Genomic DNA, 24,763 nt, shown 5'->3' on the forward strand with positions numbered 1-24,763 from the left:
CATGGATACCCTCGCCACTCTTAAAACCCGTCGACAAGCTCGATTTGAGGAATTTAAGAAGGATCTGAACGTTAGCAAGCTAACCAAGGATGTCTGTCAATTAACTGATCAACAGTTATTGGTGGCGTGGCAAGAAAGCGGCCTTAATCCATACGCTGCGCTAATTGCGGTTGGAGGCTACGGTCGCGGCGAACTATTTCCGTATTCAGATGTTGATATTCTGGTATTGCTTTCAGAAAAATTAAGCGCTGAAGATTTATCAATTGTTAACCCTAAGGTAGAGGCATTTATTACTAGGTGCTGGGACCTGGGAATTGAAATCGGCTCTTCAGTTAGAAACATTGATGAGTGCTTACAAGAAGCCGCCGCAGACATTACTGTCAGAACATCACTGTTAGAGTCTCGCTGGGTGGGTGGTGACAAAAAGTTATATCGCCGCTTCTTGGTCCAGTTTGATGCAGCCATGGATGCTAAAGCCTTCTATCAGGCAAAGTTATTAGAGCTTCGCCAAAGGCACCACAAACACAATGACACCCCCTACTCTCTAGAACCTAACTGTAAAGAGAGTCCAGGTGGCTTGAGAGATTTACAGGTCATTTTATGGATGACCAAGGCAGCCAAGTTAGGCAACAGTTTTTTAGATTTACATAAAAAAGGCTTGCTCACCAAGCGTGAGTCTTTAGAAATTAATCGCAATTTAAGATTCCTGCAAACGCTAAGAACCCAGTTGCACCTGGTGGCTAAACGTCGCCAAGATGTCTTGGTATTTGATTTGCAAACGCAACTGGCTGAAGCCTTTGGCTTAGATTCAGAAAATGGCACGCGTGCCAGTGAAAAAATCATGAAGAGGTATTACTGGGCTGCTAAGGCGGTAACCCAGTTAAATGAAATTCTTCTCCAGAATATTGAAGCGATTCTCTTTCCAAAAGAATCAAGGATCACCAGACCTGTTTCAGAGCATTTTGTTGAAAAACAAGGTTTGCTCGATATTGTTGATCCATTGTTATTTGAAAAACACCCAGAACAGATTTTGCGAGCTTTCTTGCTCTACACAAAAACACCTGGTGTCAAAGGATTCTCCGCCCAAATACTCAGAGGCCTCTATAACGCTAGAGGTCTAATGAATGCTCAATGGCGGAACAACCCTGAGAATCGCGCATGCTTTATGGATATCGTGAAACAACACGATGGCATTACCCATGCGTTTAGATTAATGAATCAAACCAGTGTGCTTGGCAGATATCTACCCGCCTTTAGACGCATTGTTGGTCAGATGCAGCATGACTTATTTCATGTGTACACAGTGGACCAACATATTTTGATGGTGCTACGAAATGTGCGAAGGTTTTGGGTCGTAGAGCACACGCATGAATTTCCTTTTTGCAGTCAACTAGCTGCCAACTATGACAAACCATGGTTATTAATCCTGGCTGCCCTATTCCATGACATTGCCAAAGGTCGTGGTGGGGATCATTCTGAGTTGGGCAAAAAAGATGCTCGCCTATTTGCCAAACAACATGGTCTTAGCAAAGAAGATACAGATATCCTAGTGTGGCTAGTAGCTGAGCATCTCACCATGAGTCAAGTGGCGCAAAAACAAGATATTGGCGATCCAGATGTCGTCAAAGCATTTGCTAAACGTGTCAAAACAGAAAGAAGACTCACAGCGCTTTATTTGCTCACAGTAGCTGATGTCAGAGGCACTAGCCCTAAAGTATGGAATGCCTGGAAAGGCAAATTACTCGAAGATTTATACAAACTAACCTTACGAGTAATTGGTGGTGGTCAGCATGATGTCACTTCTGAACTAGAGCAAAACCAATCAGAAGCCAAAAAGATGTTGCGTCTATTTGGTTTACAAGCAGATGCTCACGAAGAACTCTGGAAGCAGTTGGACATTCCATTCTTTTTACGTCATGAGCCCAGTGATATCGCATGGCTAACCAAACATTTATATGGTCGCGTCAATCACCAAGAGCCCATTGTTCGAGCCAGACTATCTCCTGTGGGAGAAGGTCTTCAAGTTGCCGTTTATATCAAAGACCAACCTGATTTATTTGCCAGAATTTGTTCATACTTTGATCAACAGGGTTTCTCAATTCTGGATGCACGTATTCACACAACCCAACATGGTTACGCGTTAGATACATTCCAGATTTCTGGCACCAATCTATTACGTGAAGGTGGCCACTATCGAGACATCATTCAATTAGTCGAACATGATTTGGCGGAAATTTTGAAAAAGGTCGCTGCCCTACCAAGCCCCAATCAAGGACGACTATCTCGACAGTCAAGAAGCTTCCCGATACAACCACGTGTTAGCTTGCGGGCTGATGACCGAGGTCAATACTTTGTTCTATCAGTATCAGCCAATGACAGAACTGGCATCCTCTATGCGATAGCAAAAATATTGGCTGAGCACCGAATCTCATTGCACACTGCCAGAATTAATACCTTGGGCGAGCGTATTGAAGACGTGTTTTTGTTGGCTGGCGAAAATTTATCTAAAGATTCAAAAATACAAATTCAGTTAGAGACTGAAATACTAGAAGCTCTAGCTGTTTAATTTTTTATCAGCTTTGCAACATTGCGATGAGTTGGGCTTCATCAATCACAGTCACACCCAGTTCTTGGGCTTTTTCTAGCTTACTACCAGCATCGGCACCTGCTACAACATAACTAGTTTTGGCTGATACAGACCCTGCCACTTTAGCGCCCGCTTTTTCCAACAAAGCCTTTGCCTGATCTCTTGACATGGTTGGCAAGGTTCCAGTCAACACAAAGGTCTTACCAACCAACTCGGGGTGGATGCTAGATTGTTCAACTTCTAACTCAATGCCTGCAGCCAATAATTGCTCAATCACCTCGCGATTATGAGCTTCGCTAAAGAAGCTCACTAATGACTGCGCAACAACAGGACCAACATCATTCACTTGAAGTAAATCTTCTTCTTTGGCGGCCATGACTTCATGAATACCGCCAAAATGCTTGGCTAAGTCTTTGGCAGTACTTTCACCCACGTGACGAATACCTAGTGCAAAAATAAATCTGGCTAGGGTGTTTTTCCTAGATTGATGGATGGCTGCTAAGAGGTTTTCTGCTGACTTTTCACCCATACGCTCTAAATTAGCGAGCGCCATCAGACCCAATCGGTATAAATCAGCCGGGGTTCTCACTATTTGAAGATCTACCAACTGATCAACAATTTTCTCCCCCAAACCCTCGATATCCATCGCACGCCGCTGCGCAAAGTGCAATAAAGCTTGCTTACGCTGAGCAGGACAAAACAATCCTCCACTGCATCTGGCAACTGCCTCATCTTCAGGTTTTTCAATATGAGAACCACAAATCGGGCATGCAGTGGGCATCACAAACGATGCGGCATTTGCAGGTCTTTTCTCTTTAATAGCCGAGACCACTTCAGGAATCACATCACCTGCCCGCCTTACTACCACTGTATCGCCAATGTGAATGTCTTTTCGGCGAACTTCATCCTCGTTATGCAGTGTCGCATTAGTGACTGTGACGCCACCTACTACAACTGGTGATAACCTCGCAACTGGTGTAATGGCACCTGTTCTACCCACTTGCACATCAATACCTAAAACTGTTGTTAATGCCTCTTGGGCGGGGAATTTATGAGCGACTGCAAAACGTGGCGCTCTAGAAACGAATCCTAAGTCCTCTTGTAACTCTCTTGAATTAACTTTGTAAACCACACCATCGATGTCATAAGGCAATTGATCTCTTAGCTGGGCGATTTGTCGATAAAACCCCATCAAGCCATCAATTGACTTAAGAACTGCCCGATGCTCGCAAACTGGTAAACCCCAGCTGGCATATAAATTCAATAAATCTGAGTGGGTGCTTGGTAAATAACTTGATGGCTCACATTGCCCAATCCCATATGAAAAAAATGACAGCGTTCTTTGCGCTGTGATTCTTGGATCTAATTGGCGCAAGCTGCCAGCCGCTGCATTTCTGGGGTTGGCAAAGGTCTTTTCTGATTTTTCTATAGCGGCACGGTTAAGTGCTTCAAAATCCTTATGGCTCATGAAGACTTCGCCTCTGACATCTAATACTGCCGGATGATTTTGACCCTTTAACTTAAGAGGTATCGCTTTAATCGTTCTAATGTTGGCTGTTACATCTTCACCGCTGTAACCATCACCTCGAGTTGCGGCTTGAACTAGAAGACCGTTTTCATACCTAAGAGAAATAGCCAATCCATCAAACTTTAATTCTGCAGCGTATTCCACCTCGGGTAGATCAAGACCTTCTCGACAACGCTTATCAAATGCTTCAGCTTCTTTATCCTCAAGAGCGTTGTTAAGAGATAGCATTGGAACCACATGCTTGACTTCGGAAAACAAATCGCTCGCCTGCCCACTGACACGCTGTGATGGCGAATCCGGCGTCACCCAATCTGGGCGATCTTTTTCAATAGCTAATAGCTCACGATATAACTTATCGTATTCAGCATCTGGAAGAATGGGATCATCAAGAACGTAGTAGGCATGATCCAAACTTGCCAACTCTTCTTTCAGCCAAGCATAACGGGCCGAATCAGACATTCATGACTCCTAAGAAAAGAGCCTGCTTGCTGTGGTGGATCCAGCAGGTATGCCTTGTTGATCCATCGCTTGATAGATCTCACCTAACTGAGCAGTGATGGCGGAAACCGCCTCATCAACCAAAGGCCTACCAGCATCATCAACCAAGTTACCGTTTAACGATTCTGCCAATAACTTAGCATCATCCAACATGATTTTGAATGGGGTCATGGCGTATGGCACACGTGGCAAATCTAACAATAAAGTTACATATTGAATGTTTGCTTTACTTAAATCATCACGTAAAAAGTTAGCTTGATCTGCTACCAACTTGTACATCACCACATTAGAGATGATGCGTTGATAATCACGACCATCTCTTGATAGTAAAAAACCAGCCTTAGCGGCCACCGACTGAATGGTCGACAGGTTCCACATGCCTTCTCTTGGAATAACCGTGATACCTAACTGAATATCACTTTGAGCAGCAAACTGATCTAAATTTTTAGCTTCTTCAATAACTTCATTAACTGGTGGCAAATCAATTTCTGCATCCAAGGCATTAGCTAATGCTTGTGCCTTAGAAACAAAATCAGATAAATCAACAATACCAATAGGGCCAGTTCGGTTAGCTAATTGAATGGCTACCTGCAACTCTGTATAAGAACCAGTTAGAACAACTGACTCCCAATCGGAAGCGGCATTAAGACCTTCGCACATCCATGTAAAAAGACTATTTTTGGGCCAATCCGTTAAATGACCCAAAATTTCTTCACCGCTAATTGACTCTGGCAAACGCAAGGCCACAACACAATCAATCAATGGGTCAATTTTCGCCACAGACGCGACTGGGGTAGCAATAGGTGCGTCACCAGCCCCAAGCGTTGGCTCAGATCGACCAACCACACCATCTATAGATGAAAAGCTAGGTTCTGCAGTCGGCGCTTCATCAACACTATTTGATGCATCCTCTACTTCTACCTTGCGAATACGCATGGCGTTGTAAATCATCACCAAGACCAATAAGCTGAAGCCAATTAAACCAAGGGATAACTGAAGTTCTGTTAACCCTAGGGATGCGGCAAATTCAGCGAATCCGATCATTAAGCAGCCTCCACCATCGTTGCTGCAGCCTCTAAGTCAACTGCAACAATTCTAGAAACACCTTGCTCTTGCATTGTCACACCAATCAATTGGTTAGCAATTTCCATAGTGATCTTGTTATGTGAAATAAAGACGAATTGTGTATTAGCTGACATACGAGCAACCATATCTGCATAGCGACCAGTATTAGCATCATCCAACGGTGCATCCACCTCGTCAAGCAAGCAGAATGGTGCTGGATTTAATTGGAACAATGAGAATACCAATGCAATCGCAGTCAAGGCCTTTTCACCACCTGACAAGAGGTGAATAGTTGAGTTCTTTTTGCCTGGAGGTTGCGCCATAACTTGCACTCCAGAATCAAGAATTTCTTCACCAGTCATTACCAACTTAGCATTACCACCACCAAATAAATCTGGGAATAGTTTTGCAAAATGCTCATTTACTTGATCAAACGTGCCTTGCAGTAACTCACGAGTTTCTGAGTCAATCTTCGCAATAGCATCTGTCAAAGTATTAATCGCCTCATTCAAGTCAGCAGATTGAGCATCCAAGAATGTCTTACGTTCTTGGGCACTCGCCAACTCTTCTAGAGCAGCCATGTTAACTGGGCCTAGACCCTGAATTTCTTGATTGAGCTTGTTAACTTCAGACTGCAAAGTACTTACCTTCATGTCTGGCGTTAAGCGAGCTTTCAACTCCTCAACATTTGCCTCTGCATCCATCAACATGGTGGCGAATTGCTCAACGTTCAATCTAGCTGCTTGTTCTTTTAATTGCAATTCCATTGCTTTATCACGCAATGGCTGTAAGCTACGCTCGATAGTTAAACGGGCCTCATCACCTTCACGCAAGCGATGTGAAATCGCATCCATATCTGTTCTTGCATTCGCCAAAGCAGCTTCGCGAGCACTTCTTTGAATCAATAAGTTTTGCAAAGACTCTTGAGCGGCTTCATCTGACAAGGTATGCAATTCTTCTTGTGTATTACCCAAGCTAACTTGAATATCACCTACCTGTTGTTGAGCAGACTGCTGATCGCGAGTTAAATCGCTAATACGTTGCACTAAGGTTCTTGTATTAAAGGATGCCTCACTGGCTTCGCGTTCAGCCAAGCGTAACGCTTCACGCGCTTGCTCTAAAGCATGCTGAGCAGCTTGGTATGTATCTTGAGCGTTCGCCAAGCTATCACCGTGAACACCTTTTTCCTCTTGTGCTTTATCAAGTTCAGCTTGGCCTTCATCTCTGACGCCTTGCAACTCAGCGGCTTGATGAGAAAGCTCTTCTAATTCATGATTAATTTGCTCAGCTCTGGTTCGATATTTTTCATCAGCTTGAGCTAACTGCAAACGCTCAACTTCTAAGTTATGAGCTTCACGAACTGCTTGCTCAGCAGTTTGGCGCGCCTGTTGTGCCAATTGTTGTGCTTGTTGATAAGCCGATTGGGTTCTTGTTGCTTCGCTTTGCGCTTCATCAAGAATCAATTGTTGCGCTTTTAATTGAAGATCTAAGTTTTCGATTTCTTGACCACGTGCCAACAAACCTGCTTGCTCAGAATCTTCAGCATACAACTGCAAACTAACGCGGCTAACGATATGACCTTCTTTAACCAACAGTACACCACCTTGTGGCAACTGTTCTCTGCGTCGCATCGCATCATCTAAGCTATCAGCAATGTAAACGTTGCCTAACCACTCTTGAACCACTGCCTTGATAGCTGAGTCTTTAACTTGCACTCGACTCATCAAGCTTGTCAAACCAGCAGCACTTGCTTCTGCAGATGCAACACCATTGCCAGAGTAGAAAGCCAATCGTGATGGCGGTGCGTCTTGAGCTAAGCGCACTGCTTCATTTAAGTCACTAGCTTGCAAAGCTGTCACACGCTCACGCAATACCGCCTCAAGTGCTGTTTCCCAGCCTTTCTCAACCTGAAGGTCTTGCCATAAACGCTGCTTCTTGTTTAAGCCTTTTTGCTCTAACCAAGGGCCTACTTTTGCTTGAGCTTGAACTTTTTCTTGAAGCGCTTGTAATGCACTTAAACGAGCTTGTGTCTGGCTCAATGCTGCTGAAGATTCTTGTAAAGTTTGTTGCGCTTTATGTCTTGCAGCATCAGTCTCAGGCACGCTGGCTTGCGCAGATTCTGAAATCTCTTGCGCTTCATCTGCCTTGCGTTGTGCCATTGTTTGACGGTCAGTTGCCAAACTAAGTGCTTCTGAATCCGGTTTTACTAATGTTCCAAAATCAGCCTTAAGGCGCTCTTGTCTCTGATGCAACTGATCTAACTGACGCCCCGCTGCCAAGACACGCTCAGCCAGACTAGCTAAACGCTGATCGGTTGATGACACAGCTTGTCTTGCTTCATCTAGTGCTTTTTGAGCCTCGAGATAAGCCACCTCATGAGCTGGTAACTTCTCTTGCACTGCGTGTAATGCTTCTAAATAACCTTCTTCATTTTCACGAGCTGTCTCAAGATCAATATTGGTTTGACGCAAAGCATCTGCCGCGGCAAGCTCTTGAGATGACCAACGTGATAACTGAGCTTGTAAATCTGAAATCTGTTGCTGTAAACGAGCACGAGATTCTTGTACGTAACGAATCTCATTCTCTAACTTACCTACTTCTGCATTAACTTCGTACAACTCACCTTGGGCAGTTGATACCAAATCCTGTGAAGCGTAGTGAGCTGTGCGTAATTCTTCTAACTCTGCTTCAGCATGTCTTAACTTAGCTGTTTGCTCTTCTAGCTGCACTTGTGCGTCGCGGATCGCATTAGCGTGACGCTCCTGCTCTTTACCCGCTTCCGTTTGACGAACCAACCACAACAACTGCTGTTGCTGAGTCATCTGAGCATTAAGCTCTTTATATTTCTCGGCAACTTGCGCTTGACCTTCTAACTTTGTGAGGTTCTGCGTTAACTCGCGCAAGATATCCTCAACACGCGTTAAATTTTCACGCGTATCTTCCAAACGAGATTCAGTTTCTTTACGACGCTCCTTGTACTTTGATACGCCAGCAGCTTCTTCCAAGAAGATTCGTAACTCTTCTGGTTTTGCTTCAATGATTCTAGAAATCATGCCCTGACCAATAATCGCGTAGGCGCGTGGTCCTAAACCAGTACCCATGAACATGTCATGAATATCTTTGCGGCGAACAGATTGATTATTGATGTAATAGCTTGAAGCACCATCTCTGGTTAAAACACGCTTAACTGATAATTCGGCAAAAGTACTCCACTGACCAGCAGCACGACCATCGGTGTTATCAAAAATAAGTTCAACACTCGACCGACCTGCTGGTTTTCGTTGACCAGAACCATTAAAAATAACGTCCTGCATGGACTCGCCACGTAACTCACTGGCTCTAGATTCACCTAAAACCCAGCGAACCGCGTCAATAATGTTGGATTTACCGCAGCCATTGGGGCCTACAACGCCAATTAACTGGCCAGGAAGCTCGAAATGAGTGGGGTCTACGAAGGATTTAAACCCTGAAAGTTTGATAGATTTGAGTCGCACGGCTAACTTCTTTTAATGGAATCTAGTGATGATACCAAGGGCAGAGCTATTAGGAGCACTTCCTCGACCTCACCGATATAATCTAAGCTTAATAGTTGTTATTTTTAAAGGAAAAATGATTTATGGCAACACTACAGAACATTATTGACCAAGCTTGGGAAGATCGCGCTAATTTGTCCCCATCCTCAGCACCTGCCGAGGTTCGCGAGGCGGTTGCAAGTGTTTTAGCTGGTCTAAACGATGGCTCTATCCGCGTTGCCGAACGCCAATCTGTGGGCAAATGGAATGTGAACCAATGGGTTAAAAAAGCCGTTTTAATCTCTTTCCGCCTTGAAGATAACCAAGTTATGTCTGCTAATGGCACTGGTGGCTTCCCACAGTTCTACGACAAAGTACCGACAAAATTCGCAAATTACACGGCTGACGACTTCGCTAAAGGCGGTTTCCGTGTAGTTCCACCAGCCACAGCTCGCCGTGGTTCATTTATTGGCAAAAATGTTGTTTTGATGCCTTCTTACGTCAATATTGGCGCCTATGTAGATGAAGGCTCCATGGTTGATACCTGGGCCACCGTTGGTTCTTGCGCCCAAATTGGTAAAAATGTTCACTTGTCAGGTGGCGTTGGTATTGGTGGCGTTTTAGAGCCTGTTCAAGCAGGCCCTGTGATCATTGAAGATAACTGCTTCATCGGTGCGCGCTCTGAGGTGGTTGAAGGTGTGGTTATTGAAGAAAACGCTGTTTTATCGATGGGCGTATACATTGGTCAAAGTACCAAGATTTATGATCGCGAGACAGGTGAAGTGCACTATGGTCGTGTTCCAGCAGGCTCTGTTGTGGTTCCTGGTTCATTACCATCAGCATGTGGGAAGTACAGCTTGTACGCTGCCATCATCGTTAAGAAAGTAGATGCTCAAACTAGAGCAAAAACAGCGATTAATGATTTATTGCGTGATTAATAGATAACTACCAGATAACAATCAAAGCTTAATAAAGACCTATTTGTGACTACCCACTCAACCTTAGCTTTAACAGAATCGTTAATTGCACAAAACTCTGTGACACCTGCTGATGGTGGCTGTCAGGATTTAATTGCTTCGCGCTTAAAGCCACTAGGCTTTGAGTGCGAAACCATTATCAGCGGTCCAGATCACTTCAGAGTTACAAACCTTTGGGCAGTTAAGCGAGGTAGCTTAGGTAAAGAAGGTCCTCTACTGAGCTTTGCTGGTCATACCGATGTCGTCCCAACAGGCCCACTTGATCAATGGTCTTCTGATCCATTTGTACCAACACATCAAGATGGCTATCTGTATGGCCGCGGTGCAGCTGATATGAAAACGTCGCTCGCTGCTTTTGTGGTTGCTAGCGAAGAGTTCATCGCACAAAACCCTCAACACAAAGGCTCGATTGCTTTTCTTTTAACAAGCGATGAAGAAGGTCCTGCCCACGACGGCACAGTGGTTGTTTGTAATGAATTAAAAAAACGCGGTGAACGCTTAGATTATTGCGTTGTGGGTGAGCCGACTTCTGTTGATAAGTTAGGCGACACCATTAAAAATGGTCGTCGCGGCTCACTATCAGGCAAATTAAAAGTATTAGGTGTGCAAGGTCATATTGCCTACCCTCACCTCGCTAAGAATCCTATTCATCTGATGGCTCCGGCTTTGGCAGAAATTGCTAATGTAGTTTGGGACCAAGGCAATGCACACTTCCCACCAACAACTTGGCAGGTATCCAATATCCATGCAGGTACTGGTGCTACCAATGTGATTCCTGGTGAAGTAGTCATTGATTTTAATTTTAGATTTTCAACTGCTAGCACCGCAGAAGGTCTCAAATCAACACTCGAGTCCATCTTACAAAAGCACCAACTCCAATATTCAATTGATTGGACCTTGGGTGGCGAACCATTCTTGACTGAACCAGGCAACCTCTCTATCGCCGTTCAAACAGCTATTAAAGAAGCCACTGGCGTTGATGCAGAACTTTCCACCACAGGCGGCACAAGCGATGGTCGTTTCATTGCGAAAATTTGCCCCCAAGTAGTTGAATTCGGCCCTCGCAATGCAACCATTCATAAAATTAATGAGCGCGTTGAGTTAGCGGATATCGAACCACTTAAGAATGTTTATAAAGGTATTTTGCAAAAGCTAATTGCTTAAGTTTTTGCAATACATCCCATGTCACCTGAACCCACTTTAGAAATTGTTTGGCAAGAAGTCACTAATCAGTTAGATGCCGCAGGCTTGAGCTATGGTCACGGCGCCATTGACGCTCAGAGTGAGGCTTTATGGATGCTTGCTACCGCATTAGGTTTTCCACCCGAGGATGCACTTGAAGCCTTAGACACTCCAGTTACTGCTGATGTTTCTAAAAAAGTAGATGCTTGGGTTAATGAACGCATCACATCTAGAAAACCTCTTGCCTATATTTTGGGCGAGGCATGGCTCATGGGTATTCCGTTTTACTGTGATGAACGCAGCATTGTTCCTCGGTCCTTCATTGCTGAATTAATCGTTGATGGTCATCTTGAAGAATGGCTACCACCCAATGCTAAGGTTCTAGATTTATGTACCGGCAATGGCTCACTTGCTATTTTGATGGCCCTATCTTGTCCTGATGTTCAGGTGAGTGGTTGCGACATCAGCATGCAAGCATTGTCACTCGCAGCAAAAAATATTGATAGAAACAATCTCAATGAACAAATTGAAATCTATCAAGGTGATTTACTAGAGGCGGTACCTCTACCTAGTGATGAGGATAAATTTGACCTCATCATCTGTAACCCGCCTTATGTGAACTCAGAATCAATGGCGAATTTACCACCTGAGTACCATGCTGAACCTGAGATTTCTTTAGCTGGTGGTACTGACGGCATGGATCTAGTTAGAAAAATCATCAATAACGCCAAAGATTACTTAAAACCTGAGGGTGCATTGGTATTAGAAATTGGCAATGAAGCCAAAAATTTCACAGCAGCTTTTCCTGAGATTCCAGTGACTTGGCTTGAAGTATCAGCGGGTGATGACCAAGTTTTATTAATCCAAGCCGAAGACCTGTAAACCTAAGCTTTATCTAATCAAGATTTCTTGCAGCAGCAATCGCTTGATCAATACGATCTACTGCAATAATTTCCAATCCAGCAATTTTAGTTTTGGGTGCATTAGCCTTGGGCACAATTGCTTGCGTAAACCCAAGTTTTGCAGCCTCTTTAAGGCGTTCCTGACCTCTTGGACAAGGTCTAATCTCGCCAGCTAAACCTACCTCACCAAATACGATCAAAGTCTTTGGTAGGGCCTTATTTTTAAGAGACGATTGAATTGCCAATAAAACTGCTAAATCTGCCGCAGGTTCAGTGATCTTCACGCCACCCACAGCATTCAAAAAGACATCTTGATCAAAACATGCGATACCCGCATGACGATGCAATACCGCCAGTAACATGGCTAAACGATGCTGCTCCAAACCAAGAGCTAATCGGCGTGGATTTGGTACATGCGCAGCATCCACCAAAGCTTGAATTTCTACCAAAAGAGGTCGACTACCCTCTTGCGTTACCAATACACATGAACCGGGAACAATTTGATCATGCTGAGATAAGAATAATGCCGAAGGATTCGCTACACCTTTAAGACCTTTATCGGTCATGGCAAATACGCCCAACTCATTAACAGCACCAAAACGATTTTTAAAAGCCCTCACCAACCTGAATGATGAATGCGTATCACCCTCAAAATAAAGTACCGTATCAACAATATGCTCAAGCACGCGTGGACCAGCCAAATTACCTTCTTTGGTCACGTGTCCCACCATGATCATGCAAACACCTGTTGTCTTTGCCAAACGTGTCAATTGCGCAGCACATTCTTTCACTTGGGCAACAGATCCTGGTGCTGAAGTTAAAGCTTCTGAATAAATAGTTTGGATCGAATCAACCACCACCACAGTTGGTCTAGCTGCTTCAATAGTTGCCAAGAGCTTTTCTAACTGAATCTCAGCCAACACCTCTAAATCAGGTGCCTGAATACCTAAACGCTTAGCCCTTAAAGCAATTTGAGCGCCGGACTCTTCACCACTGATATACAACACAGCGTCACCACGAGCACTCATCGATGCAAGTGCTTGTAAAAGTAATGTTGATTTGCCAATCCCAGGATCACCACCAATTAGAGCAACACCACCTGTGACAAGACCGCCACCTAAGACCCGATCAAACTCATCGACCCCTGTACTAATTCTAGGTAAGTCTTCAGCTTCAATAACAGCCAATCGTTGCTTAGGAGCTGCTTTTGCCAAACTCTGAAAACGATTAGTAGAAGGCTTATCTTCTACCGTTTCCTCCATCGAATTCCAAGCTTCGCAGTTGGGGCATTGGCCTTGCCATTTGGCAGACATGCCACCACAAGCCTGACACACATAAACAGACTTAATCTTTGCCATTAGAAAGGTGTGGCCTTTTTGTTCTCGTTAGCGCGTCTTTCTGAATCAGCACGTTTCTTAGCTAAATCTCCCTCACGCTTGTCACGATCAATTTGTTTTTGCTCAAAAGCTTTAACGTTTTCTGATCTCTTCTCTTCTTTTAAAGGATCATTTCTTTGCTTTAGACGCTCAGCATCCTTTTCATCTTTAAGGATGTCTTTAAGAACTCGCTGTCTTTCATGCATAGGTATTTCTTGAGCACGAATTTCTTTGATTTCTTGGCGATGCTCTAAACGCGCTTGATCTAAACAACGGGTTGTGAAGAACTTGTCATAACAATCATGTTGTTTCTTTTCTAAACGGTACTTTGCCCAATCTTTTTTGAGATTGAGATTGGCCTGCCGTTGATCAATGTCAGCCAGTTCTGCTTCTTCAGCAGGACCAGCCAACACCAACATTGGCAACATAATAAATACAGCAAGAAGTGATCTTAAGTAGCGCATAGACTCAAGCATAAGCCATTGGCTCGTGACTGGTCAAAACTGATTAGATTTCAATCTTTGCGCCTAGCTCCACCACCCGATTGGTAGGAATCTGGAAGAAGTCAGATGGCTTGGCTGAGTTTTGCAACATCCAAGCAAATAAACGCTCTCTCCATAACGCCATACCAGGCAGCTTCGATGGCACGACCGTATCTCTTGCCAAGAAGAATGAGGTATCCATTAAATCAAATTTAATGTCGTACTGCGCCTCAATCAATGCCAAGACTTTATTAATGTCGGGTGTTTCTTTAAAGCCATGTACCGAGCGAACTAAATAAATTTGGCCGCCCATATCTTTCATGGTTAGACGCTCAGAATCATTCACGTACGGAACATCCCAAATACTCAACTTTAAGAAAAACACTCGCTCATGAAGAACACGGTTGTGCTTTAAGTTATGCAACATGGCCACCGGCACATAATCAATATGAGCCGTCAAGAAAATCGCAGTACCTTCTACACGATGTGGCGGATGTGAGAGTAAGCCTTCTACAAATGGCTCAAGAGGAATTGACTCATTAACAATGCGTTCTCTAAGCAACTTCCTGCCTTTGAACCATGTGATTAAACATGTGAAACAAATCAAGCCAATGATTAATGGATACCAACCACCATCCTTTACCTTAATCAAGTTAGCTGTCCAGAATGAGAGGTCCAATACTACAAATGACAAAATCAAGCCAATGATCATGATTGGGTTCAAGTACCACTCACGACGCATCACGATTGCTAACAAAATAGTTGTGATGAGCATCGTTGTTGTGACTGAAATACCATAGGCTGCAGCTAAATTACCTGACTCTCTGAACTCAATCACGGTAAAAATTACCATGATTAATAAAGACCAATTCACAACAGGAATATAAATTTGACCACGCTCATCATCTGAGGTGTGCTGAATGCCCATGCGCGGCAAGAAACCTAAAAGAATTGCCTGATTTGCTAGGGAATACGCGCCAGATATAACAGCTTGGGAAGCAATTACGGTTGCCGCAGTTGCCAAACCAACCATCGGCCATAACGCCCACTCTGGAACCATCAAGTAAAAAGGATTTTTAATTGCTTCCGCATCGGATAGCAGCAAGGCACCTTGTCCAAAATAGTTCAGCAACAAACTAGGTAAAACTAAAAATAACCAAGCGTAACGAACTGGTTTCTTGCCAAAATGGCCCATATCTAAATACAGCGCTTCAACACCAGTCACTACCAATACCACTGAGCCCATCACAATGTATGCCATCAGGGTATGTTCAGAAATGAAATCAATTGCATATATTGGGTTGATAGCACCAAAAATCTGCGGTGCTTTTACCACGTTGTAAACACCAAGCGCGGCTAGTGATAAAAACCACACCAAAGTGATTGGCCCAAAAAATTTGCCCACTGCAGCTGTACCGTATTTTTGAATCACAAATAAGGCAATCAAAATGGTCAAAGTAATTGGAATCACAAAACGTTTGAGTTCAGGCGTGGCAATTTCTAAGCCCTCCACCGCCGATAAAACTGAAATGGCTGGGGTAATAACAGACTCGCCATACAACATGCATGCACCAAACATACCGAGCATCATGACAGTTAAGTAAGAAGCGCTACCGGTTGTTAGTGATCTCAACGCCAAAGCCATGAGAGATAAAACGCCACCCTCACCTTTGTTATCTGCGCGCATCACAAAAAGAACGTACTTAAATGTCACAACCAACAAAATGGCCCAGAACATCATAGAGATGATGCCAAACACAGCCGCTTGACTAAAAGGAATCCCGTGCTCAGGGCTGAAACATTCCTTCAGCGCATAAAGAGGACTCGTACCAATGTCACCAAAAACAACACCAATAGCAGCCAATACCAAGGCAGCCACGCTACCCTTTTTATGAGAATGCTCATTGATATTTAATTCGACAGGCTTTAACAGCGATGTTTGTGAATATTCCGGATTACTAATGGCCACCGGCTACTCCCTCAATAGTGATGTTTTTAATTATATGCTTAGCTTGTTGCGTTGCAACATATAACTAGGCTTTATCCAACCAAACTTCAATTCCTTGGGTATTTAAATCCAAATCAATGGCTAAAAATGCCTCAAGTTCCTGCCTAGAAATATTGCAACCATTTGTTTTTAAATGATTTTCATAAATATCAGCTAAGCCAGACTTAATTTTTGCATATCTATTAGCACTGCTCTTAAATGAGACAGCCATCTCAACCATTTCATCCAATTGCTTCAAAAATATGGCTTTTAACCTAGGCACGTTATCTACACGACTGTAGTGTGTTGGGTAAATACAGACGGGATTGAGTGCACTGATTCTTTCTACAGATTCTTTTAAAGCCGCTGGATCAAACTGTATCGGGGTCGTTGTAGGCATGATGTAGGCACCCTGCTCTGTATCAAACTCGCGGTATGACAATCCAAAAGTATCCCCTGTGAATACACCTTGGCTTAATCGATCCCAAATAGCGATGTGATGCTTTGCATGACCTGGTGTATCCATACACACTAGTTGGCGTTGCCCAAGCATGATTTCAAAGCCCTCGCCAGCCTCAGTCACACGACTAGCATCTATCGGTAACAACTGGCCATAATCTTTTTGAACTGCCTCTTCACCATAAACACCCACTGCACCGGCTCTAAGCGCTGATGGGTCAATCATGTGCCTTGCCCCACGTGGATGAACTATTAACTGTGCCATCGGACACAAGCGCATCATCTCTCCAGCACCACCAGCATGATCTAAATGAACATGAGTCAAAATTACATATCGCACCTCATTAGGCGTCAAAGACAACTCATCTAATGTTTTAAGTAATCTTGGTGCTGAGTAATTAGTGCCCACGTCTACAAACGCAGCCTGCGAGTCACTAACAATCAAGTAGCTCGCATCAAACTGATCACGACCAAAACCAGTATCGATGCAATAAATACCTTCAGCCACCTCATGCGCAAAAGTTAGTTGCTTATTCATGGAAGGATTTTCACATAAGAAAGGTTTAACTAATAGAGAATTGGCTGTGTTTAATTTATGAGGATTGCCACTAGAACCAATACAGGCAAGGCTTAAAGGAAATAAGCCACTAATTACCTTGCTATTTAGGGTTATACCTGATATAGTCATGGTCTCAGACGCGGGGTGGAGCAGTCTGGCAGCTCGTCGGGCTCATAACCCGAAGGTCATAGGTTCAAATCCTATCCCCGCAACCAAATACCTCATTTAAAGCCCTTCATAGAAGGGCTTTTTTGTTGTCTAAATATATTTGGCATACTTGAGTTTTCGCACAAGGATTGCATTTCCATGAATAAATTATTGGCTGCCCTACTATTAACAATCTCAACACTGTCACTTGCTGGACCAAAAGTTGAATTCAAGACAAACGTTGGCGACTTCACCGTTGAGCTCAATCCAGAGAAAGCCCCTAAAACTGTTGAAAATTTTTTGTCATATGTGAACAGTGGTTTTTATAACGGCACAATCTTTCATCGCGTCATCAATAACTTCATGGTTCAAGGTGGTGGATTCACACCAGAGATGCAACAAAAGCCAACCAAATCACCTATTCCACTTGAATCCAATAACGGCTTAAGTAACGTTACTTATTCAATTGCGATGGCTCGCACCAATATTCCAGACTCAGCGACCTCTCAATTTTTTGTCAATGTGGTCAACAATAAAAACCTAGATTACCCTCGCCCAGACGGACATGGCTACGCAGTATTTGGCATGGTGATCAAAGGTACAGAAACCATCGACAAAATCAAACAAGTAGATACGACTCGCAAAGGTCCCTTTGCAGATGTACCAGCCACTCCTATCATCATCAATAGCGCCGCAGTGGTAGGCAAATAAAAACATGTCTGGCTCTGAGCACTCATCATGCACCATCTTGCTAGATGATGCTCATAGTAAAGACTCAAATCCCACCAGCAGGCTCTATCAAGGACCCCAAGAAACTATCGTTGCTCGCAATGCCAGTGAGCTTGATGCGGCTTTTGCCAAAATTGAATCAGCACTGCGTCAAAAAAAATATGTTGTCACATGCCTAAGCTATGAATTAGGTGAACACCTCATCGGCATCACGCCCAAAATCTCACCCACCCCCTGGGTGCAAGCATGGGTATTTGACTCTGTTCAAAGATTAAGTGGCGCTGAGGTTCAAGCATGGTTAAGCCAACAAACATCGTCTGAACCCAAAGCTCCAAAAGTAGAAAATTGCCTACCAAGTACAAACAGTCAAGCGTTTGAGAAGTCGATTAATACAATCAAAAGTCTCATTGAAAGCGGTGACACGTATCAGGTGAATCACACCTACCGTATACATGGTCAATTACTTGGCTCACCACTTCGCGCTTACGAAGTTTTGCGTAAAAAACAACCCGGCCCCTATGGGGCATATATACAGAGCGCTCACGGATGGGTGCTGTCATGCTCACCAGAATGGTTCTTACAAAAACAAGATCAGGTACTCACGACCAAACCAATGAAAGGTACTGCCAAGGTTGGTGAAGTTAGTTCGGATGAATTGAAAAATGATTCTAAGAATCGTGCTGAAAACTTAATGATTGTTGATTTACTCAGAAATGATTTAGGAAAAATATCAATCCCTGGTTCAGTCAAAGTGCCAGAATTGTTTGAAGTCAATCAACATGGTGATGTGTTACAAATGACATCTACCATCAGCTCCACTTGTAAAAATGATTTAAGTGTTAAAGAATTACTTACCGCCATATTTCCATGTGGATCTGTCACAGGCGCACCCAAAAAGAGAACCATGGAAATTATTCAAGATCTTGAAGATGAACCAAGAGGTTTATATTGCGGCGCCATCGCTTGGTTTGATCCTAGCGAATCAGAACAAGTATTAGGTAACTTAGGCATGAGTGTTGTAATCAGAACGCTAGAAGTTAACCAAGATCAATCGTTCACAATGGGTGTCGGTGGTGGCATCACGATTGATTCTGATGCTGCTGATGAATGGCATGAATGCCAAACAAAAGCTGCCTTCCTGTACTCTTTATCCACTAGCGATGAACCGATCGGTTTATTTGAAACCGTACGAGTCGAAAATGCTCAAGCGGCGCACCTCCATCTACACATTGCGCGACTAGATAAATCAGCTCAACACTTAAATATTCAGCTCAATAAAGATTTGGCATTCAGGGCAATAAACGATTTATGCACAACACTTGATCCATCACTCATATATCGTTTACGCATTGACCTAGCTGAGAATGGCCAAATCAGCCTCAAAGCCACACCTATCACCCCACTCAGATCTAACTTGCGCCTCTTGTGGGCAAAAGATATTTTGACTGAAAATACTGTGATGCAATCTTCTGATCAACTATTGCAACACAAAGTAACGCGCCGGAAAATCTATGATCACGCCTGGATGAAAGCTGAAGAATTGGGCTCATTTGATGCTTTATTCACCAACGAACTCGGCTTCGTCACAGAAGGCGGAAGATCTAATATATTTATCAAAAAAAATGGTCAATGGTTAACGCCTCCCAGCTCTTCGGGGTGCTTACCGGGAGTCATGCGTGAGATTCTTTTAAAAGATCCTGCCTGGGGCGCTATAGAAAAAGACATTACCCCCAATGATGTTTTAAATGCTGAACAAATTATTTTTACCAATGCACTGCGCGGCATTATTAAAATTGAACAATAAGGATCAGCCATGAAATTTTGTTCAAAATGTGCCGGCAAGTTAACGGTCAAAATCCCCTCCGATGACACGCGTGAGCGTCACGTTTGCGATAGCTGCGAGACGATTCATTATGAGAACCCACGTAATGTGGTGGGCACTATTCCTGTATGGGAAGACAAGGTTCTACTTTGCAAAAGGGCTATCCACCCTCGCCTTGGCTTTTGGACTTTACCCGCGGGTTTTTTAGAAGTTGGCGAACCAACACAAGCTGGCGCAGTTCGTGAAACGCTTGAAGAAGCTGGAGCTCATGTCACCACTGGGCCACTCTTCTCATTATTGAATGTCACGCACGTTCAACAGGTACACATGTTTTATATGGCGTCTTTACAAGAGCCTGTGTTTAGCGCTGGTGTGGAAAGTCTAGAAGTAGCATTGTTCACAGAATCCGAAATACCTTGGGATGAAATTGCCTTCCCGACTGTTAAAAGAACTCTAGAGTGGTTCTTTAAAGATAGAGCCGCAGGAAAACTAAATGATGAGGTTGTTACACATTTGGCAGATATTCCCTATGATGAACGCATCGATAGAAAGTATCGTCACTCATGAGTCTTCCTTGGTTAACGCCTGAAGATGACTTCCCATCACCAAGAACTCACGCTGATCCAGATCCAGAAGTTCCTGGCTTACTAGCCATCAGCGAACAAATCACTTCAGCTCAATTACTGAAGGCATACAGTCAAGGAATCTTTCCCTGGTACTCAGATGGCCAACCTATTTTATGGTGGTCACCCAACCCTAGAATGGTTCTAAAACCCAAAGAATTCAAAATAAGTAAGAATTTTAAAAAAGATCTTAAAAATATTTTGATGGATCAATCATGGGAAATTAGAGTTGATGATAATTTTCATGAAACCATTCTGTCTTGTGCAATGCAACCCAGAATGGGACAGGATGGTACTTGGATCACCCACGCAATCATGCATGCTTATGGCCAATTACATGAGCAAGGCTATGCCCACAGTGTAGAAACTTTCTATCAAGGTCAACGAGTTGGCGGTCTTTATTGTGTCAACCTAGGACACATGGTCTTTGGTGAATCTATGTTTGCGAAAAGAACTAACGCATCCAAATATGCCCTAGCGAGTCTGTGTGCTTGGGCCATTGCCCAAGACATAGAGATGATTGATTGCCAGCAAGAAACAGAACATCTGACCTCACTTGGGGGAAAACCTATACCTCGTGAGGCATTCCTGAATCATTTGGACAAAAATTGTTCTGCAAAGAATCCCGTTTGGAGTTTTAATAAGAGTGTATTGAGCCACTGGCTAACAAACACTTTATGAGTAAGTTAAAAGAACTCCCCTTCACAACCCTGCAGTTCTATGCAACGGCACCCTACTCTTGTAGCTATTTAAGCGACAGGGTAGCTAGGTCACAAGTTGCAACGCCAGCACACCTCATCAATGCAGATTTATACGGTGAACTAGTATCAAATGGTTTTCGTCGCAGTGGCATGTATACCTATCGCCCATACTGCGATGGCTGTAAAGCTTGTACTGCATGCAGAGTGAACATCCAACAGTTTGCTCCTAAACGTTATCAAAAAAGGGCATTTAAAAAGCATCAGGGTCTTCAGGCAAAAGTTGGTCACCTGGCTTACTTTCAAGAGCACTATGAGTTATACATGTCCTACCAAAAAGATCGCCACGCAGGCGGTGGCATGGATAGTGATGACCAAGATCAATATCAGCAGTTTCTATTACAAAGCAAAGTTAATACCCGCCTAGTTGAATTTAGAGACGGCCCTAATGATCCTGAACCAGGAAAACTAAGAATGGTCAGCATCATTGACATCATTCATGATGGCCTATCTTCCGTCTATACATTCTTTGATACAAGTGTTGAAAACGCCAGTTATGGCACCTACTGCATCATGTGGCAGTTAGAACAAGCTAAAAAATTAAATCTGCCCTACCTATATTTAGGCTATCTAATTAAAGAAAGCCCTAAAATGGCGTATAAGTCCGAGTTTGAGCCTTTAGAAATATTGGTCGATGACCACTGGCAGTTAAATCATTTAGTCAATAATTAGAATTCATGAATCTTTATCCTTTTATCAAACCATGGCTGTTTGCCATGGATGCAGAGCGCGCACATAACTTCACCCTTAGTTCACTCGATAAAGTTCATGCACTTGGTTTGGGATTCTTAGCCCACGAATCAATTCCTCGAGATGAGAGAGTTTTTTGCGGTCTAAAACTACCCAATCCTGTTGGTTTAGCTGCTGGACTTGATAAAGATGGCAAACACATAGATGCCTTAGCTAACTTGGGCTTTGGCTTTATTGAAATTGGTACAGTTACACCTAAACCTCAACCAGGCAATCCTCAGCCTAGAATGTTTCGCTTACCAGAGGCAAATGCACTCATCAATCGCATGGGCTTTAATAATGATGGCGTTGATGCATGCGTGGCTAGAGTGAAGAACTCTGCTTTTTGGCAATCAGGCGGGATCCTTGGTTTAAACATTGGTAAAAATGCTTCAACACCAATTGAATCCGCAGCCAGTGATTATTTGCACTGCATGCAAAAGGTTTATGACATCGCCTCTTACATCACCGTAAATATTTCTTCACCAAACACTAAGAACTTAAGACAGCTTCAAGGTGGCGATGAACTTGATGCTCTCTTAGGAGCAATCGCTTTAGAAAAAACAAAGTTAAGTGATCAATATAAAAAGCAGGTTCCCCTCTTTTTAAAAATTGCTCCTGATTTAGACCATGAGCAAATTGAAAAAATTGCCGAGCTCTTAATCAAATATCAAATCGATGCAGTGATTGCAACCAACACCACGATTGCCAGGGATGCAGTTAGTCATTTAGAACATGGCCAAGAAACTGGTGGCTTATCAGGTGCTCCTGTTAAAAATGCCTCAGACCAGGTCATCCAGGCTTTAGCCAAAACTTTAGGAAATGCCGTGCCAATTATTGGCGTTGGCGGCATCCTCAGCGGTCAAGATGCCAAAGACAAGATCAATGCGGGCGCCAGCCTAGTTCAACTCTATAGTGGCTTGATTTATAAGGGGCCAGCACTTATTTCTGAGTGCGCCAAGGCTCTAAAACACTAGGTTTTTTAGAGCATCTTTCACAATGTGCAATTTAGCCAATTTGTGGCTAAAATGCACATATGACTAGTAGAACTGCCATCCAAGTCTTAGACCGCATGATGAGTCTCTTGGATGCACTCGCCCAAAGCGATGAACCTGAAAGCTTAAAGAAGCTTTCAGAACTCACGGAACTACACCCTTCTACAGCACATCGCATCTTGAACGACATGGTTGCCTGTCGCCTGGTCGAAAGAGCAGATAGCGGTACATATCGCTTAGGACTCAAACTATTAGAGCTAGGCAATTTGGTGAAAGCACGCCTATCTGTGAGAGATGCAGCGCAATTACCTATGCGCGCTCTACATAAGCTCACAGGCCAAACAGTCAACTTATCAGTTAGACAAGGCGATGAAATTGTTTACATCGATCGCGCCTATAGCGAGCGCTCTGGTATGCAGGTGGTTCGTGCGATTGGTGGTCGAGCCCCACTTCATCTAACATCGGTTGGTAAATTATTTTTAGCTGACGATGAGGCTGCCAAGTTAAAAGCTTACGTAGCAAAAACAGGTCTACAAGGTCATACCCAAAACAGTATTCATGACCTTGCTCAACTTGAGAAAGAATTAGAACTGGTCAAAAGTGTTGGTCACGCCAGAGATGATGAAGAGCTAGAAGTTGGAGTTAGTTGTATGGCTGCCGCTATCTTGGACGACAGCGGTAAATTAGTTGCAGGCTTATCTTTATCCGCTCCAACAGAACGGATGCAAGAAGAGTGGCTCAAATCCCTCAAAGATACCGCTCTACAAATATCAAAAAGCTTGGGCTATAAGCCAACAGCCACCAAATAAGCTAGCTAGATATTTAGAGTCTGCGCAAAGGTTGTGGAGTTGGATTAGCTTCTAGCCACTGTCTCACACGTACCGCATCAGCAAAACGAGATTGTTTGCCCACTGAGTCCAAAAAAACCATCACAACATCTCTACCCACCACTTTAGCTTGCATGACTAAACAACGTCCCGCTGCAGAGATATATCCAGTCTTTTGTAAACCAATATCCATGTCACTTGCTCTAACAAGACGATTGGTATTAATGAACTTTTGTTCACGCTTTCCAATCATGATGTTGTAGTCAGGCTTAGTAGAAAACTCTCGCAAGCTCTTGTGTTGGTATGCTGCCTCTACCAACTTGGTTAAATCTTCTGGGCTCGAAACGTTATCACTTGATAAACCCGTAGGGTCAGCAAACTTGGATTGAGTCATACCAAGTAATCTAGCTTTAGCATTCATAGCATCCACAAAAGCAGGAATGCCACCTGGGTAATTTCTACCTAGAGCATGAGCTGCTCTATTTTCTGACGACATCAAAGCCAATATCAAGGCTTGCTCACGTGTCATGCGAGCACCCTCTGTCACACGGGATCTAGTTCTGCCTGGATAAGCATTCACATCATCCTGATGAATCACAATCGGCTCATCAAATGGCAGTTGCGCATCCAATACAACAAGAGACGTCATTAATTTAGTGATCGAGGCAATTGGTAGTGCCGCGTGAGAATTCTTTTCAAACAGCACTTCGTGAGTTTGTCTATCAACAATTAGAGCAACACTAGATTTAAGATTGAGATCATCATGATTGCCTCTTAAACCCATCGCAGCTGCGAATGATGGGCGCTTCTCTTCGGCCGCCTCAGCCTTAGCGCGTGTTGTGGTGGCTCTTACCTTTTTAGCTTTGGTATTTTGAGATTTTTTGGCTGTTGATGACTTCTTAGTAGACGTGGCATTTTGCGCCCAACTATTGGCGGAAGAAACAGTCAATGTTGTTGCCACAAAACCAATAAAAATAGCTTGTAATAGTTTGAATCGTAAGTTCATGCGTCTTTTCAAA

At 43.5% G+C, this 24,763-nt stretch carries 19 protein-coding genes and 1 tRNA gene; 12 read left to right on the plus strand and 8 right to left on the minus strand.

What is annotated here, in order from left to right:
• Position 1 precedes the first annotated feature (1 nt).
• Positions 2-2,566, plus strand: a complete 2,565-nt coding sequence (locus tag CFR83_RS06410; protein ID WP_088813240.1) for a [protein-PII] uridylyltransferase — start codon at positions 2-4, stop codon at positions 2,564-2,566.
• 7 nt (positions 2,567-2,573) lie between these two features.
• Here the strand turns inward: CFR83_RS06410 and ligA are convergent, their stop codons facing one another.
• Genes ligA through smc form a run of 3 tightly spaced genes read right to left on the minus strand, consistent with a single transcriptional unit; the run spans position 2,574 to position 9,172 of the window.
• On the minus strand, positions 2,574-4,574 hold the full coding sequence (ligA, locus tag CFR83_RS06415; protein ID WP_088813241.1) for an NAD-dependent DNA ligase LigA: 2,001 nt from the start codon (positions 4,572-4,574) through the stop codon (positions 2,574-2,576).
• Positions 4,575-4,583: 9 nt separating this feature from the next.
• On the minus strand, positions 4,584-5,657 hold the full coding sequence (locus CFR83_RS06420) for a cell division protein ZipA C-terminal FtsZ-binding domain-containing protein (protein WP_088813242.1): 1,074 nt from the start codon (positions 5,655-5,657) through the stop codon (positions 4,584-4,586).
• Positions 5,657-9,172: a chromosome segregation protein SMC gene (smc, locus tag CFR83_RS06425; RefSeq protein WP_088813243.1), complete on the minus strand. Its 3,516-nt coding sequence runs from the start codon at positions 9,170-9,172 to the stop codon at positions 5,657-5,659. Before smc ends, CFR83_RS06420 begins: the two co-directional genes overlap by 1 nt.
• 122 nt (positions 9,173-9,294) lie before the next feature.
• On the opposite strand from smc, the gene dapD reads away from it, so the two are divergent.
• The 3 genes from dapD to prmB are packed head-to-tail and all read left to right on the plus strand — an operon-like array spanning position 9,295 to position 12,231.
• A complete protein-coding gene (gene dapD / locus CFR83_RS06430; protein WP_088813244.1) occupies positions 9,295-10,128 on the plus strand; it encodes a 2,3,4,5-tetrahydropyridine-2,6-dicarboxylate N-succinyltransferase in 834 nt (277 codons plus the stop codon).
• 45 nt (positions 10,129-10,173) lie between these two features.
• On the plus strand, positions 10,174-11,331 hold the full coding sequence (dapE, locus tag CFR83_RS06435) for a succinyl-diaminopimelate desuccinylase (protein ID WP_088813245.1): 1,158 nt from the start codon (positions 10,174-10,176) through the stop codon (positions 11,329-11,331).
• 18 nt (positions 11,332-11,349) lie between these two features.
• Positions 11,350-12,231, plus strand: a complete 882-nt coding sequence (gene prmB / locus CFR83_RS06440; RefSeq protein ID WP_088813246.1) for a 50S ribosomal protein L3 N(5)-glutamine methyltransferase — start codon at positions 11,350-11,352, stop codon at positions 12,229-12,231.
• A 13-nt stretch (positions 12,232-12,244) separates the two neighbouring features.
• On the opposite strand, the gene radA is transcribed toward prmB, so the two are convergent.
• From radA to CFR83_RS06460, 4 genes are all read right to left on the minus strand, one after another.
• Complete coding sequence (gene radA, locus CFR83_RS06445) at positions 12,245-13,609, minus strand: DNA repair protein RadA (protein WP_088813247.1); 1,365 nt, start codon at positions 13,607-13,609, stop codon at positions 12,245-12,247.
• Positions 13,609-14,091 (minus strand): hypothetical protein, encoded by a 483-nt coding sequence (locus CFR83_RS06450; protein WP_088813248.1) that lies wholly within the window; start codon positions 14,089-14,091, stop codon positions 13,609-13,611. Before CFR83_RS06450 ends, radA begins: the two co-directional genes overlap by 1 nt.
• Before the next feature lie 43 nt (positions 14,092-14,134).
• Positions 14,135-16,018 (minus strand): potassium transporter Kup, encoded by a 1,884-nt coding sequence (locus tag CFR83_RS06455; RefSeq protein WP_243383422.1) that lies wholly within the window; start codon positions 16,016-16,018, stop codon positions 14,135-14,137.
• Positions 16,019-16,142: 124 nt separating this feature from the next.
• On the minus strand, positions 16,143-17,093 hold the full coding sequence (locus tag CFR83_RS06460) for an MBL fold metallo-hydrolase (RefSeq protein WP_088813594.1): 951 nt from the start codon (positions 17,091-17,093) through the stop codon (positions 16,143-16,145).
• 159 nt (positions 17,094-17,252) lie between these two features.
• Here CFR83_RS06460 and CFR83_RS06465 point away from each other — a divergent pair.
• The 8 genes from CFR83_RS06465 to CFR83_RS06500 all read left to right on the plus strand — a co-directional run bounded on the left by CFR83_RS06465 (position 17,253) and on the right by CFR83_RS06500 (position 23,726).
• Positions 17,253-17,329: transfer RNA gene (locus CFR83_RS06465), tRNA-Met, on the plus strand.
• Positions 17,330-17,420: 91 nt separating this feature from the next.
• On the plus strand, positions 17,421-17,972 hold the full coding sequence (locus CFR83_RS06470) for a peptidylprolyl isomerase (RefSeq protein WP_088813250.1): 552 nt from the start codon (positions 17,421-17,423) through the stop codon (positions 17,970-17,972).
• A gap of 4 nt (positions 17,973-17,976) precedes the next feature.
• The gene (gene pabB, locus CFR83_RS06475; protein ID WP_088813251.1) at positions 17,977-19,794 is read left to right on the plus strand and encodes an aminodeoxychorismate synthase component I; all 1,818 of its coding nucleotides are present in this window, start codon (positions 17,977-17,979) and stop codon (positions 19,792-19,794) included.
• 9 nt (positions 19,795-19,803) lie between these two features.
• Positions 19,804-20,379: an NUDIX hydrolase gene (locus CFR83_RS06480; protein WP_088813252.1), complete on the plus strand. Its 576-nt coding sequence runs from the start codon at positions 19,804-19,806 to the stop codon at positions 20,377-20,379.
• Entirely contained in the window at positions 20,376-21,116 is a 741-nt protein-coding gene (aat, locus tag CFR83_RS06485) for a leucyl/phenylalanyl-tRNA--protein transferase (protein ID WP_088813253.1), read from the plus strand. The genes CFR83_RS06480 and aat overlap by 4 nt, the downstream gene beginning before the upstream one ends.
• Complete coding sequence (locus tag CFR83_RS06490) at positions 21,113-21,865, plus strand: arginyltransferase (RefSeq protein WP_088813254.1); 753 nt, start codon at positions 21,113-21,115, stop codon at positions 21,863-21,865. The genes aat and CFR83_RS06490 overlap by 4 nt, the downstream gene beginning before the upstream one ends.
• A 5-nt stretch (positions 21,866-21,870) precedes the next feature.
• On the plus strand, positions 21,871-22,899 hold the full coding sequence (locus CFR83_RS06495) for a quinone-dependent dihydroorotate dehydrogenase (RefSeq protein WP_088813255.1): 1,029 nt from the start codon (positions 21,871-21,873) through the stop codon (positions 22,897-22,899).
• Positions 22,900-22,958: 59 nt separating this feature from the next.
• Entirely contained in the window at positions 22,959-23,726 is a 768-nt protein-coding gene (locus tag CFR83_RS06500; RefSeq protein WP_088813256.1) for an IclR family transcriptional regulator, read from the plus strand.
• A 13-nt stretch (positions 23,727-23,739) separates the two neighbouring features.
• Here the strand turns inward: CFR83_RS06500 and CFR83_RS06505 are convergent, their stop codons facing one another.
• Positions 23,740-24,750: a serine hydrolase gene (locus CFR83_RS06505; protein WP_088813257.1), complete on the minus strand. Its 1,011-nt coding sequence runs from the start codon at positions 24,748-24,750 to the stop codon at positions 23,740-23,742.
• Positions 24,751-24,763: the final 13 nt, after the last annotated feature.

It is taken from the genome of Polynucleobacter victoriensis, assembly GCF_900187875.1.
GTDB lineage: Bacteria > Pseudomonadota > Gammaproteobacteria > Burkholderiales > Burkholderiaceae > Polynucleobacter > Polynucleobacter victoriensis.

Coding starts and splice junctions, on each gene's coding strand:
- CFR83_RS06410 (WP_088813240.1), top strand. CDS start 2: ATGGATACCCTCGCCACTCTTAAAACCCGTCGACAAGCTCGATTTGAG.
- ligA (WP_088813241.1), bottom strand. CDS start 4,574: ATGTCTGATTCGGCCCGTTATGCTTGGCTGAAAGAAGAGTTGGCAAGT.
- CFR83_RS06420 (WP_088813242.1), bottom strand. CDS start 5,657: ATGATCGGATTCGCTGAATTTGCCGCATCCCTAGGGTTAACAGAACTT.
- dapD (WP_088813244.1), top strand. CDS start 9,295: ATGGCAACACTACAGAACATTATTGACCAAGCTTGGGAAGATCGCGCT.
- prmB (WP_088813246.1), top strand. CDS start 11,350: ATGTCACCTGAACCCACTTTAGAAATTGTTTGGCAAGAAGTCACTAAT.
- radA (WP_088813247.1), bottom strand. CDS start 13,609: ATGGCAAAGATTAAGTCTGTTTATGTGTGTCAGGCTTGTGGTGGCATG.
- CFR83_RS06450 (WP_088813248.1), bottom strand. CDS start 14,091: ATGCGCTACTTAAGATCACTTCTTGCTGTATTTATTATGTTGCCAATG.
- CFR83_RS06460 (WP_088813594.1), bottom strand. CDS start 17,093: ATGAATAAGCAACTAACTTTTGCGCATGAGGTGGCTGAAGGTATTTAT.
- CFR83_RS06470 (WP_088813250.1), top strand. CDS start 17,421: ATGAATAAATTATTGGCTGCCCTACTATTAACAATCTCAACACTGTCA.
- pabB (WP_088813251.1), top strand. CDS start 17,977: ATGTCTGGCTCTGAGCACTCATCATGCACCATCTTGCTAGATGATGCT.
- CFR83_RS06480 (WP_088813252.1), top strand. CDS start 19,804: ATGAAATTTTGTTCAAAATGTGCCGGCAAGTTAACGGTCAAAATCCCC.
- aat (WP_088813253.1), top strand. CDS start 20,376: ATGAGTCTTCCTTGGTTAACGCCTGAAGATGACTTCCCATCACCAAGA.
- CFR83_RS06490 (WP_088813254.1), top strand. CDS start 21,113: ATGAGTAAGTTAAAAGAACTCCCCTTCACAACCCTGCAGTTCTATGCA.
- CFR83_RS06495 (WP_088813255.1), top strand. CDS start 21,871: ATGAATCTTTATCCTTTTATCAAACCATGGCTGTTTGCCATGGATGCA.
- CFR83_RS06500 (WP_088813256.1), top strand. CDS start 22,959: ATGACTAGTAGAACTGCCATCCAAGTCTTAGACCGCATGATGAGTCTC.
- CFR83_RS06505 (WP_088813257.1), bottom strand. CDS start 24,750: ATGAACTTACGATTCAAACTATTACAAGCTATTTTTATTGGTTTTGTG.